The 15,443-nt window shown below is 64.4% G+C and carries 13 protein-coding genes and 1 tRNA gene; 1 reads left to right on the forward strand and 13 read right to left on the reverse strand.

Annotation, left to right across the window (positions count from 1 at the left end):
* Positions 1-33: 33 nt before the first annotated feature.
* The 4 genes from AB8717_RS14455 to AB8717_RS14470 all read right to left on the reverse strand — a co-directional run bounded on the left by AB8717_RS14455 (position 34) and on the right by AB8717_RS14470 (position 4,825).
* Entirely contained in the window at positions 34-2,556 is a 2,523-nt protein-coding gene (locus AB8717_RS14455; protein ID WP_443748029.1) for a glycoside hydrolase family protein, read from the reverse strand.
* Positions 2,557-2,749: 193 nt separating this feature from the next.
* The gene (gene mgtE / locus AB8717_RS14460; RefSeq protein ID WP_443748030.1) at positions 2,750-4,267 is read right to left on the reverse strand and encodes a magnesium transporter; all 1,518 of its coding nucleotides are present in this window, start codon (positions 4,265-4,267) and stop codon (positions 2,750-2,752) included.
* Positions 4,268-4,376: 109 nt separating this feature from the next.
* A tRNA-Leu gene (locus AB8717_RS14465) sits at positions 4,377-4,461 on the reverse strand.
* Positions 4,462-4,573: 112 nt separating this feature from the next.
* Entirely contained in the window at positions 4,574-4,825 is a 252-nt protein-coding gene (locus AB8717_RS14470) for a FliM/FliN family flagellar motor switch protein (protein ID WP_443750897.1), read from the reverse strand.
* Positions 4,826-4,930: 105 nt separating this feature from the next.
* On the opposite strand from AB8717_RS14470, the gene lipB reads away from it, so the two are divergent.
* On the forward strand, positions 4,931-5,656 hold the full coding sequence (gene lipB / locus AB8717_RS14475) for a lipoyl(octanoyl) transferase LipB (protein WP_443748031.1): 726 nt from the start codon (positions 4,931-4,933) through the stop codon (positions 5,654-5,656).
* Between the two features lie 65 nt (positions 5,657-5,721).
* Here lipB and AB8717_RS14480 read toward each other — a convergent pair whose 3' ends face one another.
* The 9 genes from AB8717_RS14480 to AB8717_RS14520 all read right to left on the reverse strand — a co-directional run bounded on the left by AB8717_RS14480 (position 5,722) and on the right by AB8717_RS14520 (position 15,291).
* Positions 5,722-6,135, reverse strand: a complete 414-nt coding sequence (locus AB8717_RS14480) for a DUF805 domain-containing protein (RefSeq protein ID WP_443748032.1) — start codon at positions 6,133-6,135, stop codon at positions 5,722-5,724.
* A 58-nt stretch (positions 6,136-6,193) separates the two neighbouring features.
* Entirely contained in the window at positions 6,194-7,915 is a 1,722-nt protein-coding gene (locus AB8717_RS14485) for a pilus assembly protein TadG-related protein (RefSeq protein WP_443748033.1), read from the reverse strand.
* A gap of 177 nt (positions 7,916-8,092) precedes the next feature.
* Positions 8,093-8,905 carry an RluA family pseudouridine synthase gene (locus AB8717_RS14490; RefSeq protein WP_443748034.1) on the reverse strand — a complete coding sequence of 271 codons (813 nt, stop codon included), beginning with the start codon at positions 8,903-8,905 and terminating at the stop codon, positions 8,093-8,095.
* 46 nt (positions 8,906-8,951) lie between these two features.
* Positions 8,952-9,476 carry a DUF805 domain-containing protein gene (locus tag AB8717_RS14495; RefSeq protein WP_443748035.1) on the reverse strand — a complete coding sequence of 175 codons (525 nt, stop codon included), beginning with the start codon at positions 9,474-9,476 and terminating at the stop codon, positions 8,952-8,954.
* 21 nt (positions 9,477-9,497) lie between these two features.
* Positions 9,498-10,826, reverse strand: coding sequence for a replication-associated recombination protein A (locus AB8717_RS14500; RefSeq protein ID WP_443748036.1), 1,329 nt, complete (start codon positions 10,824-10,826; stop codon positions 9,498-9,500).
* A 110-nt stretch (positions 10,827-10,936) separates the two neighbouring features.
* A complete protein-coding gene (locus AB8717_RS14505) occupies positions 10,937-11,143 on the reverse strand; it encodes a hypothetical protein (protein ID WP_443748037.1) in 207 nt (68 codons plus the stop codon).
* A 90-nt stretch (positions 11,144-11,233) separates the two neighbouring features.
* Positions 11,234-12,682, reverse strand: coding sequence for a Do family serine endopeptidase (locus tag AB8717_RS14510; RefSeq protein WP_443748038.1), 1,449 nt, complete (start codon positions 12,680-12,682; stop codon positions 11,234-11,236).
* Positions 12,683-12,775: 93 nt separating this feature from the next.
* The gene (locus AB8717_RS14515; RefSeq protein ID WP_443748039.1) at positions 12,776-14,026 is read right to left on the reverse strand and encodes a TCR/Tet family MFS transporter; all 1,251 of its coding nucleotides are present in this window, start codon (positions 14,024-14,026) and stop codon (positions 12,776-12,778) included.
* Positions 14,027-14,091: 65 nt separating this feature from the next.
* The gene (locus tag AB8717_RS14520) at positions 14,092-15,291 is read right to left on the reverse strand and encodes an alkaline phosphatase family protein (RefSeq protein WP_443750898.1); all 1,200 of its coding nucleotides are present in this window, start codon (positions 15,289-15,291) and stop codon (positions 14,092-14,094) included.
* Between the last annotated feature and the right edge of the window lie 152 nt (positions 15,292-15,443).

Raw genomic sequence — 15,443 nt, forward strand, 5'->3', positions numbered from 1 at the left:
CTTCTCCCTTTTTTTGTCCGTAGCGTCCGGAGCCTAGTCCTTCAGGCCGCCCAGGCGCTTCAGGATCAGCCAGACCGAAACGCAGACGAAGAATATGCCCGCGGCGGCCATGACCACCGAATACCACATCAGGTCGGTCTGATTGCCGTTGCGCAGAACCGTCTGGTCGAAGGCGCCCCGCCAGTAAAGGGCAGCCGCGACACCCAGCAGGACCAGGCCGAAACAGCTGCAGATAAACCACCACGCCGTCGACACGAACATACGCCAGACGGAGGGATGATCGTCTTCCTCGTCATCTTCGTTCGACAGGGCGACACGATCGCCGTCGAAAGTCCATTCGTCGTCCGAAAAACCGTCCGCGGCCGGCGCGGCCGCAGCCTGCATGAAGGTCGTCTGTTCCGGCGCGGCGGGACGGTCGCCAGGCAGCGGGCGATTCAGTTGCTCGCGCCAGTGCGGAACCTGTGAGGCCGCCTCGGGCGCGGCATTGGCGAACGGCGCCTGCGACGGCGCGGTCGGATTGACCGGCGCGGGGCGCGGCACCTCGACCAGCACGTCGTGGGCCGTCTCGGTCTTCTGGATCGGCCGGGCGTACGGGTTAAGCGCGGTCACGGTCGGCGGCGGCATGGTCGACGGCGACTGGACGGGCTGGAACGGCGTGAAGCTGGCGCCGCCGGTGAATTCCGGCTCCTCGTCCTCTTCCGGTTCGGGCACGGACAAGCGGGCAGGCTCCGGCGCCACCGGCGTCAGCACGGGCTGGGCAGGTTGCGGTTGAGGCGCCGGTTCAGGCGCGCGCATCGGCGGCGGCGAAGCGAGCGGCTTACCCAGGGCACCGCTGCCGTAGGGCGAATAGAGACGCATCAGGGCGGCGGCGGCTTCGGCCTTGCGCGCCTTCTCGGCATCGGCGTCCCCGGAGGGCTTGGCAGCGGCCGCGGCGGCCTGGAGCTGACGCTCGCGTTCCTGGCGTTCGCGCTCCTGGCGCGCCTGTTCCAGGCGGACCTGTTCGGCGCGGGCGCGCTCGGCGGCTTCGGCTTCGCGGCGCGTCCACTCTTCCTGCTCACGGCGGGCGGCTTCCTGACGCTCGCGTTCCACGCGCTCCTGCTCAAGACGGGCAGCTTCAAGGCGGGCGGCTTCGGCACGCGCCGCTTCAGCGCGTTCCGCTTCTATACGATAAGCTTCAATGCGAGCCTGTTCGGCACGCTCCTCTTCGAGACGCGCCTGCTCAAGACGTTCTTGCTCAAGACGTTCTTGCTCAAGGCGTTCTTGTTCAAGACGGGCCTGCTCGCGCTGAACGGCTTCCTGATGGTCTTGCTCGAGACGGGCTTGTTCCAGACGCGCGGCTTCGAGGCGGGCGGCTTCGAGGCGGGCGGCCTCAAGACGCTCGCGATCCGCGCGCTCCTGATCGAGACGGGCCAGTTCGGCCCGCATCTGGGCTTCGCGCTCGGCACGGTCACGCTCCAGGCGCTCCCGGTCGAGGCGCTCGCGTTCAAGGCGTTCCGTTTCGAGACGCAGCAGCTCCTGGCGCTGCAATTCCTGAAGGCGCTCCTCCTCGCGGCGGCGCAGGTCTTCGCGCAGACGGGCTTCTTCAGCCATACGGGCGGCGGCCATGGCCTCGGCCTGACGACGCGCCTCCTCCTGCAAACGCTCTTCCTGGGCACGCTGCTCTGCGAGGCGCTGCTCTTCCTGGGCACGGAACAGGGCTGCCTGGACCTCCGGGCTCATGGCCGGCGTCGGATCGTAGTCGTAGGCGGTCGGGGCCTGTTCGACGACGCCTGGCACGGACGGCGACACGTCGGCCATCAGCTGAATCGTCGGCTTGGGAGCAGCGTCCTGCGGACGCGGCGCGAAGCTGTTGAGGTCGATGACCTGACGTTCGGCGGGCGGCGGCGCGACGGTGGCGGCGGGCACCGGCTGGGGCGTCGCGGAAATTTCGAAGGACGGCGTGTAAGGCGCCGTATGGACCGGCGCGGCTTCGGCCGGCGCCTCGGGCTGGCCCAGCGGGCGGGCCGACAGGATGCCGCCGGGCGCGGGAGCCTCGATCTCGGAGGCGTGGGCCGGCGCCTCGAAGGCGTCTTCCACAGGGCGCACCAGCAGCGACGGCGCATTGCCAGTCACGTCTTCCGGCGTCAGGAACAGGTTCTTTTCGGCGGCACGGCGGCGGATCAGCGGTGCCAGCACGTAGGTCTGGCCGTTGAATTCGGCCGAGCGCCAGCTGTCCATGGCCAGGGCGGCCTCGGTCATCTTGCCTTCGTTGATGCGCTTCAGCACGGTCGAGGCAGCAAAATTGTCGACGCCGATATTGAAGCAGAACGACACCAGCGCGTCGAACTGGTTCTGGTTCTGCGGCGCCAGGACAAGGTTGTTGATGGCGTCGACGATCGGCAGCAGGTCGAAACGCAGCAGGGCGTCGGCGTCTTCCTGGGTGACGGTCGCACCGTCACGCGCCGAAAACGTATGGCCGTAACCGAGAGTCCAGCGCCCGTCGGGCAGGCGCGCCGCCGTGGTGCGCAGCCCCTCGAAACTCTTGATCAGTTCGACTCCTGCGCGGGAGACCTTCAAACGCGCTCTCATCCCTATTCCCGACCCAATCCGGCTTTTCTGGCCTTTGGCATGGAAAGCGGCTGTCTACGCGCCCCTCCCTGCCCCAAAACAGTACGCCGGACGACCCGGCGGTTAATACCTAGCAAACCACATACCAAGACGGACTTACAAGATATTTATGGAGCTATTGCGGCAAGTTACGCAGCCCCCGTCACGTATGCAGGTGAAGGATGACCACCGCCAGGCCCAGGAAGCTGAAGAAGCCCACGCAATCCGTCACGGTCGTCACGAAAACCGTCGCCGACGCCGCCGGATCATAGCCCATCCTGTCGAGCGCCAGCGGAATCAGAATCCCCGCCAGCGACGCCGCGAACAGGTTGATGATCATGGCCAGGCCGATGATCAGGCCCAGTTTCAGCGCCAGGTCCGTGCCCATGTCATGCTGGAAGACGCTCATCCACAGGGCCGTCACCGCCCCCATGACGATGGCGAAGGCGATGCCGTTGAGCACGCCGGCCGCCAGCTCGCGCCACACCGTGCGCAAGAGGTTCGCCGCATTCAGTTCGCGGGTCGCCAGCGCCCGCACCGCGACCGTCAGGGTCTGGGTGCCGGCATTGCCGCCCATCGACGCCACGATGGGATTGAGCACAGCCAGGGCCACCAGCTGCCCGATGGCGCCTTCGAAGTTCGAAATGACGCCGGACGCGAGCACCGCCGTGCCGAGATTGATCAAAAGCCACCAGAAGCGCGACTTGGCGATGCCGAAGGTCGAGGCGTCGCGGCCGGAATCCGAGACCCCGGCCAGGGCCAGCATGTCTTCCTGGCTTTCTTCCTGGATGATGTTGACGATGTCGTCGACCGTGATCTGGCCGACCAGCCGGCCCGACTGGTCGATGACCGGCGCCGAGATAAGGTGGTACTTCTCGAAGATGTAGGCGACCTCTTCCTGGTCCTGATCGACCGTGATTTCGGTGACCGGCTCCATCAGAGACGACAGCAGCGCGTCGCGCTTGGAGCGCATCAGCAGCGACACCGGCAGGGCGCCGACCGGGCGATGGCTGGGGTCGATGACGTAGACGTCGAAGAACAGCTCGGGCAGGTCCTCGCCGTTCTCGCGCATATGGTCGATGGTCTGGCCGACATTCCAGAAGCTGGGCGCGGCCATGACTTCGCGCTGCATCAGGCGGCCGGCGGTCTCTTCCTCGAAGGTCAGCGAGGTGACGAACTGTTCGCGCTCGGCCTCGGGCATGGCGGCCAGGACGGCCTTCTGCTGGTGCTCCTCCAGGTCCTCGAAGACAGCGGTGGCGTCGTCCGATTCGAGCTCCTGCAGCACTTCGGCTATGTCCTGGGTGTGCAGGGTTTCGATGATCTCCTCGCGGATGTCGTCGTCGAGTTCGGGCAGGATATCCGGCAGGGCATCGCCCGGGATCCACGGGATGACTTCCTCGCGGTAGTCCTCGGACAGGAAGCCCAGGAGATCGGCGACGTCGGCCGGATGCAGGGCGTCGAGCAGGTCGCGCAGGCGCATGCCGTCGCCGCGGTCGGCGGCGTCGATGACCAGCGAGATATATTGCGGATTAAGGGCGTAGTCGTCCTTGAGGGCGAAGTCCTCGATCTCTTCGGGCGTCACCAGGTTGGCGCCTTCGACCTCGTCGTCGCGCCAATCGCGGTTTTTGGTGTCAATGTCGGGATCGGATTTCTTCTGAGCGGTTTCGGACTTCTGGCTCATGGCCCAGGCCTCCCTATCCGTGGCGTAGCACGCCGCTCAAATTATGCGGGAGATATCGGGGCGCCCCACACGCCGGGAGTCCAGATGCGCCCTCTGGTAAAAGGGCCGATGGTGCGGTCGAGAAGACTCGAACTTCCACGTCTTGCGACACAGCGACCTCAACGCTGCGCGTCTACCAATTCCGCCACGACCGCACGTCATCCGGAGAGGCGCGGGCATAGCAACCCTGAACGCGTTTGTGAAGCCTTTTATCGGAAAATATCGGCGCGAATGTGGATTATTATTCGGGTTTGCGCCACCCGGCGGTCAGTTCCCCAGCGCCATGAAGTCGTAGACATTGGCCTGGCGGGTGACGACGATCGAAATCTTCTCTTCGAAGATCTGGATTTCACCGCGGGCGACAGGGTGGTTGTTGGCCAGTATCCACACTTCGTCGTGCTCGCGCGCATCCAGCGGAATAACGGCGCCGCGGCCCATGCGCAGAAGCTGCTGCATCGGAAGTACCGAACGGCCGAGAAGCACCGAAATTTCGACGGGAACCGCCCCGACCTGGGAAATGGTCACTCAACAACCCCTGCTAGGTTTCATGCCTGCGCGTCCCCATATCGGGCGCAGCGATATTCGGCACTTGCGCCGAAAAGCATTTCACCACAATGACAAGTCATGCTTGATGAGACGTTAAAGAACGCTTCTTTTTTCCTTAATGACGGCGGCCCCTTGCCCGAATGGGTCGTGGCGGACAGGCTTGTCGCCTACCCCGACGCCGTCGCCTTCATGGAAGAGCGCGCCACTGCGATCGCCGAAGGCCGCGCCCGCGAATGCGTGTGGCTGGTCGAGCATCCCCCCCTGTATACCGCCGGCGTTTCCGCCAGGGATGCGGACCTGATCGCGCCCGACCGCTTTCCGGTCTTCCGCAGCGCGCGCGGCGGGCAATACACCTACCACGGCCCCGGCCAACGGGTAGTCTACGTCATGCTGGACCTCAACCGCCGGCAAAAGGACGTGCGGCTGTTCGTCGAGGCGCTGGAACACTGGGTCATCGGCACGCTCTGGCGCTTCAACGTCGAGGGCGAAATCCGCACCGGCCGCGTCGGCGTCTGGGTCGAGCGCAAGGACAAGGGGCCCTTGCCGTCTCCGGCCAGACAAACTTATCCCGAAGACAAGATCGCGGCCATCGGTATCAAGCTCAGGCGCTGGGTCAGCTTCCACGGCATCAGCCTGAACGTCGAACCCGACCTGAGCCATTTCGGCGGCATCGTGCCGTGCGGCATCACCGAGCACGGCGTCACCAGCCTGCTCGATCTCGGCCTGCCGGTGACGATGGACGATGTCGACTATGCCCTGCGGATGAGTTTCGAAACGATCTTCGGACCGGTGGAGGCCGTTTAGGCTGTCTCGCGCGGTTTCAGGCGAAAGAGCGTACGTCCGTAACGGTTGTCGCCGCGCTCCGGTTTTTAGCTTTGCTCGCGCGGTTTCAGGCGAAAGAGCGTACGTCCGTAACGGTTGTCGCCGCGCTCGCCGGGCATCACGCCCAGGTCGATAACCGCCCATATCAGGACCAGGACCGCGATAAAGTCGAAGAAGCCGGTCGGCGCCGGCCAGACCATGATCACCGCCAGCAGGATGACCGCCGACCACCAGCCCGAGCGCCCGCGGTCGTGCAGGCGTTTTGACAGCACGCACGCCCCCATGCCGAGCAGGATGGGATAGACGATCCAGCCCGTGACGAACTGCAGCGCGCCTTTTACCGCCGAGTCATACAGGCAGAGCAGCAGAAGCAGGACAGCGCCGCCGATCAGGAAATGCAGTTGCCGTATCCGCCCTACCGCGGAAAAGAACAGGTTGCCCCAGTCGATCTTGCCAGTCATGCCGGGACTGTCGCCATGCGGGCGCCTCCAAGTCAAGGCCTATTCCCGCATGACGGCCTTACTGCGTGAGGCGGATTTTCTTGATCGACTTCATGATGTTGCCCAGCGCGCCGCTCAGCTGATCGGCATTGGACAGGTTGTAATAGTAGCCCGTCTGCGAGGCACAGGTCTGCAGCATGCTGGAATTGCCGTCCTCAAGCCGCACTGTGAAGATGGTGATGCCGAGGTTTTTGGCGTTGGTGCAGGCCAGGGCCGTGCGCGCATCGATCTGGCTGGCCGTGGTCGTCCAACGGTTTTGCGTGTTCAGGCCGTCGGTCAGCAGGATCATGTACTTGGTGACCGTGGCGTCGGTGAAGGCCGCGCCGTTGGTGAAGGGGGCGGTCGGCGACAGCACTTCCATGCCCCACTGGATGCCGATGGTGATGTTGGTATTGCCGGCCGGCGTCATCTTCTGCGCATAGGCCCGGGCCGCCGTGATGTCGGTCGTGAGGTCCATGATCGGCAACAGCGAGTTGGTGGCGCATTTCGAAGCCGGATACAGCGTGCTGGTATTGCTGCTCGAAGGAGCATCGGACTGCACGTCGTAGGGCTGGGTACGGTCGATGACGCAACCCGACCAGTTCTGCGTGCCCACCCCCAGCAGGTCCGAATTGGCCGTGATGGTATTGTTGTCCTTGTAGACCGTCGTCGCACCCGAGCTGTAGCCGCCGGCCGTCGGGTAGGAATAGGTGATCGTGCCGGAATATTGCGTATAGTAGCTGTAGCCAGCGGAAGACGGGGTCATGGCGCTGGCCGAGCTGGTGTAGTAGCCCTGCAAGGACGAATTGCCGGCCTGGCTGGCCGTGCTGCTGCCGACGCTGTAGGCCGCGACGCGATAATAGGTCAGGTACCTGTAATTGTTGTAGCAATTATAATAGCAGTTGCTGCCATAGCTCGGATTGCTGAACCAGGTGCTGGTGTAGACGTAGTAATATCCATTCTGCACCCGGGTGTAGCTGATCGCATTGCTGGCGCAGCTTGCGCCCGCCGTGGAATTGTAGCTTGAGGTTATGCTGGAGCACAGGGACGACGCATTGCTGGTCACAGCGCTGCACTGGCCGGTCGTCAAGTTGGAACAGGTATAGCTCTGGGTGACGGTTGTGAAGCTGCCGGTGTAACCACTCATGCCCGCCACGTCGCTCAGCGCGACCTGGGTATCGAACGGAATAAGCGCAACCTTGGTGTGGCCCGAACTGCCGGTCGAATCGGACAACGACGCCAGGACGCTGTCGAGGTCGGCCTTCAGCGAGGTCATCTTGTTGTCCTGCGCCATCGACCCGGTGTTATCGAGCACGAAGGCAATTTCCGCGGCGTTCATGGTGACGCCGGCCTTGGCGGTGACGCTCAGCGGAATGGTCTGGATGCCGACCAGGCCGATCAGATAGGTCTTCACGGTCGCCGTGGCCGAATAGACCATGGTCTGGACATTGCCGTCGGTCGCGACGGTCAGTTGGCCGGACGCGTTGTCGTCGCTCAGGGTCGAATTCTGGACATTGGCGGAAAAGGCATTGTTGGCGGCTGTCTGCTGGTTCGCGAGCTGCCCTGTGGAATCGAGCGCGGCCGCGATGGCGGCAGCGTCTGCAGCATCCTGAAGCCTGACCCGGGCGGCCACGGCATTGCTGAAGTCCACGCCGCCGCCGACGGCGGCGGCCAGAGGCAGCATCGCCAGGGCGGTCGTCGCCGTTATGTTGCCGCGGACGGCATCCCGGAAGCGTTTTAAGAGGTTGCGCAGCAACACCATGTAGTCACCCCAACAAGCCCGCCCCCGAGCCTTTCCCGCCAAGGTGGCCGCCGGTCCGGCGTAGGGAAATGCGACAAGGCAAAATCGTACAACCGGCGGGACTGCCGGTCACACTTATCGGGCTGAGGTTATGGGTAATCGCTTACAATTGCCTGAAAAGAATGGGTAAACGGGCCGCTAACCCTGAATACCCAAGGCGTCGCGCAGGGCCGCCATGTCGTCGGCCAGGGGCGCCGAAAGGGTTTTCCGCCCGCCCGCCGGGTGCGGGAAGGTCAGGGTCAGGGCATGCAGCATCAGGCGCGGGACGCGGTGGCCTTCCAGTGTCAGCGCCCCGCCGTAACGGACATCGCCGGCGATCGGGCAGCCGAGATGCTGAAGATGGACGCGGATCTGATGCATGCGGCCGGTATGCGGGCTGCAACGGACAAGCGCCGCGTCGCCCGCGCGGCTAAGCACCTCGAAGCGCGTCTCGGCCGCCAGCGCGTCGGGGTGGTCGTCGTCGCAGACGCGGGACCAAGCTTCCCGGCCGATCTCCTCTCGGCGCAGCGCCGCCTGCACGGTAAGGGTATCGGGCAGAACAGCCGCGTTCGCCACGATCGCCAGATAGGTCTTGGCAAATTCGCGGCGGATCATCGCCTTGCCCAGGAACGACGCCACCGGCGTCGTCTTCGCCACCAGCAGAATGCCCGAAGTGTCGCGGTCGAGGCGGTGAACAAGCTTCGGCCGCTTGCCGTTGGATTTGGCGAAAGCCCACATCATGTCGTCGAGATTATGGCCGTCGCCGCGTCCGCCCTGAGACGACAGGCCCGACGGCTTGTTGAAACCCATGATGTCGGCGTCCTCAAAGATCACCATGGACTTAACCCAGGCGATCTCTTCGTCCGACAGCTTTTGCGGCAACTTCGAAGCCGGAATGAACTTAGGCACCTGCCTGGGGCGCGGCTTCTGCGATTGCAGCGCCTTCAGATGCTGGGGAGAATGCTTGGCCATGGGCCTCCCCTACCGGGCGCGCCCCGTCGCGTCAATGCGTGGCCGGTCAGCCAAAGGCCCGGGCGGTTTCGTCCGCGCCAGCGCGCGACGGCTTGAGGAACAGGTAGAGCAGGATGAAGTAGCCGAAGACGAGCAGGAGCAGGACCAGCCAGCCGCTGGTATTGACGTCGTGCAGCCGGCGCACGGCCATGCTGAGACAGGCGATGGCGACATATGCGCCGGCGAGCATCATCGGTACAATGGCAATCAGGGCGACTCCGAGGTCCCAGCGGATACCGGCATTCAGCAGGTACCAACCGAGCGCGAACAGAAGAACCAGACTGGCGAACGCCCCGGCCGCGATGAAGATCGCAAAGCTCCAGAAATCCATCCGGTTCGAGCGGCCTGTGAAATCCAGGCTGCGCGCAAATCCCGACACGACCGCCTGCATCGGGGTTCTCGTCTCCGACGGCGGGCCGAAGCGGTTCGCCTCCAAGTCGGGCTTGCTCAGGAAAGGCCAGGCGGCAGCGAAAACGACGCCCGCCGCGATCAGCGCCAGAACGGCCAGCACCGGTACAAAAAACAGAATCATATCCCCTCCCCCATTTACAGCTTAGCGCCGCTTCTGCGCGCGCAACTGCGCCCAGTGTTCCAGCCGCTGGCGCACCTTGCCTTCGTGCCCCTCGCCTTTCGGCGTATACAAGGCGGGACGCGCCATGCCGTCCGGAAAATAGGTCTGCCCCGAAAAGCCGTCGGGATCGTCGGGATCGTAGATATAGCCCGCGCCGTAGCCGATGTCCTTCATCAGCTTTGTCGGCGCGTTCAGAATGACCGCCGGCGGGTCGAGATGCCCGGTTTCGCGCGCCAGCTGCTGCGCCTGCTTGAAGGCCGTATAGACCGCGTTCGACTTGGGCGCCGAGGCCATGTGCACGACGGCCTGGGCCAGGGCCAGTTCGCCCTCGGGCGAGCCAAGGGTCTCATAGGCGTCGCGCGCCGCCTGGCAGAGCAGGAGCGACATGGGATCGGCATTGCCGATGTCTTCCGATGCCATGCGGATCATGCGCCGGGCGATGAACAGCGGGTCATCGCCGCCGTTCAGCATCCGCGCCAGCCAGTACAGCGCCGCGTCGGGATCGGAGCCGCGCACCGATTTATGCAGAGCCGAGATCAGGTTGTAGTGGCCTTCACGATCCTTGTCGTGGTTCGGCCGGCGCTTCTGCAGATGGCTCAGCAAATCGTCGGTGTCGAGCTTGTCCTGGAAGCCCATATGGTCGAGCGATTCCACCAGGCTCAGCAGGTAGCGGCCATCGCCGCCGCTGAGCGCCTTCAGCGTCTCATAAGCGTTTTTGGTCAGCGGCAGGGGATGGCCGATATGGTCTTCGGCGCGGACGATCAGCTTGTCCATGGCCGCGTCGTCGAGCTTCTTCAGCACAAAGACCTGGGCACGCGACAGGAGAGCGCCGTTGAGCTCGAACGACGGGTTTTCCGTCGTCGCGCCGATCAGCGTCACGACGCCCGCCTCGACATAGGGCAGGAAGCTGTCCTGCTGGGCGCGGTTGAAACGATGGATTTCGTCGACGAACAGGACGGTGCGCGCGCCCATGCGATGTCGCTGGGCCGCAGCCTCAAAGACCTTCTTCAGGTCGGCGACCCCGGAAAAGACAGCGGAAATCTGCTGGAATTCGTAGCCGGCGGCTTCCGCCAGCAAACGCGCGATCGTCGTCTTGCCGACGCCCGGCGGCCCCCACAGGATCAGCGACGGCAGGAATCCCCGCGCGATCAGCCGCGCGATGGCGCCGTCCGCGCCCAGCAGGTGGTCCTGGCCGACGACCTCGTCGACCGACTTCGGCCGCAGGCGGTCGGCCAGCGGCTTCGCGCCCTCGTCCACCTTGGGCAGGGGATCGCGCAACAGGGGTTCTGTATTGCCGAAAAGGTCGGCCATGGGAGGAGACGCCATGAAACAAATATAGAACGAAACGTTCCGGTTTCAATAGCTTACAGCAATGGCCGATTCAGCGACGATTTATTTGCTCGCGCAGCAGGCGGCTGATCCTATCTGCCGTCGCCCAGCTTGGTGGTGTGGCCTTCCTTGCCCTTCAGCGCCGCCTGGGCATTGGCTGACAGGCTGATGGTGAAGGCCGGGCCATGCTTGCCGGTATCCGCGCCACCGGAAGCGGTCGGCGGCGGGCTATGGTGCGTTTGCACGACATAGGGCAGTTTGGCGGTATTCGACACAGGCGCGGACACGGGTGAGCTCACGGCTGGACTCCTTCGAAATTTCCCGAAGTATAGACCTGGCCGTTTAATCCGCTGCTAAATAAGAGGGTTAGCGCCTGTTCAGCCTGTTCCTTAAGAGAATTGCGCCGTGATCATCTGGTCACCGCGCTGGATAGTGACGCGCCAGGTGCGCGCCCCGGCCTTGACGATGGCGTCCAGGTCGGCCGTCGTGGCGATAGCCTTGCCGTTGACCTGGCGGATGATGTCGCCCGGCAAAAGCCCCACGCCCGCCGCGTAGGTCTGGGCCGACTCGATGGACGAAATCATCACGCCCTTCGGTGCATCGAAGGGGTCGATACCCAGCTCATCGGCCACCGCCGGCGACAGGTTGACCACATGCGCGCCCGAGAACGGGTTCTGGCCCCGCAGCGTCCGCTCGTCACGCACGGGCGTTGCCGACGGCGCCGTGGCCTTGACCTTGATATCCAGCGTCTTCCCCCCACGCAGCACTTTGAGGTCGGCGGTCTGGTCCAGCTGCATCAGGTTGACCTGATAGCGCATACCGGCGGAATCGTTGACGGGCTGGCCGTCGATGCTGAGAATGACGTCGCCGGCCCGGACGCCGGCCGCAGCCGCCGGACCGCCCTGGTAAACATCTGAGACCAGCACGCCCTGCGGCCGGTCCATGCCCAGCGATTTGGCGATATCCCCGGTCACCGTGTCGGCGCGCGCTCCCAGCCAGGGCCGCTGCACATGGCTCTGGCCACCGACCGCGCTGGCGACGACGCGGGACACCAGGGCCGAGGGAATGGCGAAGCCGACACCCGAGGACTGGCCCGAGCCCGAGAGGATCATCGAATTGATGCCGATCAGCTTGCCGTCCATATCGACCAGCGCGCCGCCCGAATTGCCCGGATTGATCGGCGCGTCGGTCTGGATGTAGGAGCCGTCACCGCTATTGCCAACCTGGGTACGGTTGAGCGCCGACACGATGCCGTTGGTCACGGTCTGGCCGACGCCGAACGGATTGCCGATAGCCAGGACAAGGTCGCCGACCTCGACATTGCGGTCGTCTTCCATCTGCAGCGTCGGGAAGGTTTCGCCCGGCTTGGTCTGCAACTGCAGCACTGCCAGATCGGTGCGCGGATCAGCCAGGATGACCTTGGCGGGGTACTGCCGGCGGTCGTTGAGCACGACCATGAATTCCTGCCCGCCCTCGATGACATGGTTGTTGGTCACCACGATGCCGTTCGCCCGGACAATAACGCCCGACCCCAGGCTTTCCTGGGCGCGCGGCTGACCGCCGAACATCTGCCAGAAGGGATCGACGGCCTGGCGCGTCATGCCGCGCGCATAGACATTGACCACGGCCGGCGCCACCGCCTTGACCACGGGCGAGAACGACATGCGCATGCCCACGGCCGAGTCCGGCACCTTGCGTCCCACGCCCGACGGCGTCTGACCGAAACCGGCGCCGGAAAACCTCTGCTGTTCCTGCGAATGGCTGGGCGAACAGGCCGCCAGCATGGCGGCTACGGACAGGCCTGCAAGCAGGCGGGAAGACAAGGCGCGCAGGTTCATTTCGGACGGTCCCCGGTTAAAGCGGATATGTCCGATCATGTAGAAAGCAATACGGCGGTATCAAGGCTGGCGACGGTGCCCTTTGCGCCACAATCAGGCTGCGCCGGGTTCCGACACGGGAACGGTCCTCGTCCTCTGACGGACACCGAACGCCAGGACCAGGGCCAGCAGCACGATCACACCCGACACGCAGAAGGCCGAACCGCTGAAATCGCGCGACACCTCCGGACGCGTCACCGCCGACAGCACTGTGCCGAATACCAGCGGGGCCAGCATATTGGCCATGGACGACAGGGCCGAGTTAGCCCCCTGCAGAGTCCCCTGCTCGTTAGGCGGTACATTGCCGCTCATCAGCGACTGGATATTGGGCGCCGCCAGGCCGCCGAATGCGCCGATCGGCATGAAGATGACGAAGCTCCACCAGGTCGGCGCCAGGCCGTAGCCGAGAAAGGCCACCGCCGCGCAGGTCAGGCCGATGAACATGGTGCGGCGTTCCCCGATACGCTTGACGATGATGCCGGTCAGGCCGGCCTGGACGACCGCCGCCATCACGCCGACCGCCGACAGGCACAGGCTGACCTCGCGCATGCCCCAGTTGAAGCGATAGCCGGCGTAGAGCACGAAGGTCGTCGGATAAACGTTCTGCGAGAACATCATCAGCAGGTACATGCTGGCCAGGCGCAGGACCTGGCCCGAGCGCGCCAGGAACTTTACCGCGCCCACCGGATTGGCGGCGTGGAAGCTGAACGGCTTACGGCGGTCGGCGGGCAGCGATTCGGGCAAAACGAACAGACCGTAGAGGAAGTTGGCCAGGCTCAGCGCCGCGGCAAAGAACAGCGGCAGGTGCGGATTCTGGTGGCCCAGGAAGGCACTGACCGCCGGGCCGACGATGAAGCCGATGCCGAAGGCGGCGCCCATCGTGCCGAACACCTTGGCCCGGCCTTCCGGCGGCGTCACGTCGCTCATATAGGCATAGGCGGTCGAGATGCTGGCGGCGGTGATGCCGCTGATGACGCGTCCGATCAGCAGCCACCACAGGTTCGGCGCCACCGCCATCAGCAGGTAATCGACACCCGTGCCGAAGTTCGACGCCAGGATCACCGGGCGCCGGCCGATGCTGTCGGACAGCCCGCCCTGGATGGGCGAGAAGATGAACTGGGCAAAGCCCCAGGCGAGGCCGAAAATGCCGGTCCACATGCCGGCCGCCGACACCGAGCCGCCGACAAAGCTTTTGATCAGCTGTGGCAGCACCGGAATCATGATGCCGATCGACAGCATGTCCAGAAAAACGGTGACAAGGACAAATGCGGCGGCGGCCTGCCGTCGCGGCGCTGGACTGGACATGAAAGGCGGTTCCCCGGTTTTGCGCCCTCCTTATCGGAAAACGCCGGGCAACGCCATGTGTTGTTTCAGGGCCGAAGCGCCGGTTTAACCGGTGCGATCGTCCCGTCATTCGGCTCAGGCTTGAGATGCAGAAGGGTCATTTCGGCGTCGTAGACATCGACATTGTCGAAGGGCTTCAGCTTCGCGCCTTGCCGGATATTGGGCCCGCCGGCGACGAAGATAGCGTTCATGTCGCTATAGGCGGGGTCGTAGCCGTGGTTGCCAAGGTTCTTGTCGATCCTGAGCCCCGCGACCTGCCAGCCGAGTTCGGGAATACAGACGATTTCCGTCACACGCGGATTCTTGCCGTACCGGTAATGCGCCGGAATGTCGCGGCGATGATAGCACTGCATATGGTCGAAATGCGTCTTCGTCAGTGTATCGAAGAGCGCTTCCGATCCCGGCATCGGCCGGATCAGGCCCAATGAGCCCCAATAGATCATGTCGTAGCGCGGATCGGCCTTGGCGTCGGCCGGCAGGCCGCCGCGGCCGATCAGGTCCGACACGATATAGACCCGGTCCGGCGAGACGCTGGTCAGGCCGTGATCCGATACGACGATGATATTGGCGACGATGCCGCGCGCCTTGAGACCGGAGACCAGGCGCCCCACCGCCGCGTCGGCTTCGGCGATGGCCGCGTCAATCTCCGGCGAATCGGGACCGTACTTATGGCCGGTGACGTCGACCTCATCGAGATACAGCAGCGACAAGCCCGGGCGCTGCTCCGGCGGCAGGTCCATCCAGGCCAGAAGCTTGTCGACCCGGTCGTTGCTGGTGGCGGTCTTGTCGTAGTCGAGGAACAAGGCCGGCCGGGTATGGTCGATTTCGGCCTGGGTACCCGGCCAGAAGATGGCTCCGGACCGGATACCGTTCTGCTCGGCACTGACCCAGACCGGTTTGGCTTCCTGCCACCAGAAGCCGTCGGCCGCCTTGGCCTTGGTGAAGTGCGCCGCGTCCGCGTCCTTCGGATCGGCCGGATGGCTGGCGTCGTACATGTAGTTCGCCACCATGCCATGGTGGTCGGGACGCTTTCCCGTCACCAGCGTATAGTGATTGGGAAAGGTCAGGCTGGGGAAGGATGGGTGGATGACGGCATGCGTCCCCGCATCGCTGAGCGCCTTCAGATTGGGCGTCAGCCCCCTGTCGTAGAAGTCGGCCCGGAAAGCGTCGATCGACACGATGATCAGCGGGGCGGGCGCCTTTGCTTCGGCGCATGCCCCGTACATCGACAGCACGCAGGATATGACGAAAAGAACGAATAACCGGAAAGATGTCATGGCAAGGCACGCGAGCTGGTAACAGGGGCAACGGACTGTTGAGGCCCCCTGCCCCGGCCGTCAAGCGGCCGCCCGTGAATTGTTCGTGACAAAAAAGAAGC

Source organism: Asticcacaulis solisilvae (assembly GCF_052327315.1).
GTDB lineage: Bacteria > Pseudomonadota > Alphaproteobacteria > Caulobacterales > Caulobacteraceae > Asticcacaulis > Asticcacaulis solisilvae_B.

Excerpts from the sequence above, each read along its gene's own strand:
- mgtE (WP_443748030.1), bottom strand. The coding sequence starts at position 4,267 with ATGAGCCAGAAGTCCGAAACCGCTCAGAAGAAATCCGATCCCGACATT.
- lipB (WP_443748031.1), top strand. The coding sequence starts at position 4,931 with ATGCTTGATGAGACGTTAAAGAACGCTTCTTTTTTCCTTAATGACGGC.
- AB8717_RS14480 (WP_443748032.1), bottom strand. The coding sequence starts at position 6,135 with ATGACTGGCAAGATCGACTGGGGCAACCTGTTCTTTTCCGCGGTAGGG.
- AB8717_RS14485 (WP_443748033.1), bottom strand. The coding sequence starts at position 7,915 with ATGGTGTTGCTGCGCAACCTCTTAAAACGCTTCCGGGATGCCGTCCGC.
- AB8717_RS14490 (WP_443748034.1), bottom strand. The coding sequence starts at position 8,905 with ATGGCCAAGCATTCTCCCCAGCATCTGAAGGCGCTGCAATCGCAGAAG.
- AB8717_RS14495 (WP_443748035.1), bottom strand. The coding sequence starts at position 9,476 with ATGATTCTGTTTTTTGTACCGGTGCTGGCCGTTCTGGCGCTGATCGCG.
- AB8717_RS14500 (WP_443748036.1), bottom strand. The coding sequence starts at position 10,826 with ATGGCCGACCTTTTCGGCAATACAGAACCCCTGTTGCGCGATCCCCTG.
- AB8717_RS14510 (WP_443748038.1), bottom strand. The coding sequence starts at position 12,682 with ATGAACCTGCGCGCCTTGTCTTCCCGCCTGCTTGCAGGCCTGTCCGTA.
- AB8717_RS14515 (WP_443748039.1), bottom strand. The coding sequence starts at position 14,026 with ATGTCCAGTCCAGCGCCGCGACGGCAGGCCGCCGCCGCATTTGTCCTT.
- AB8717_RS14520 (WP_443750898.1), bottom strand. The coding sequence starts at position 15,291 with ATGTACGGGGCATGCGCCGAAGCAAAGGCGCCCGCCCCGCTGATCATC.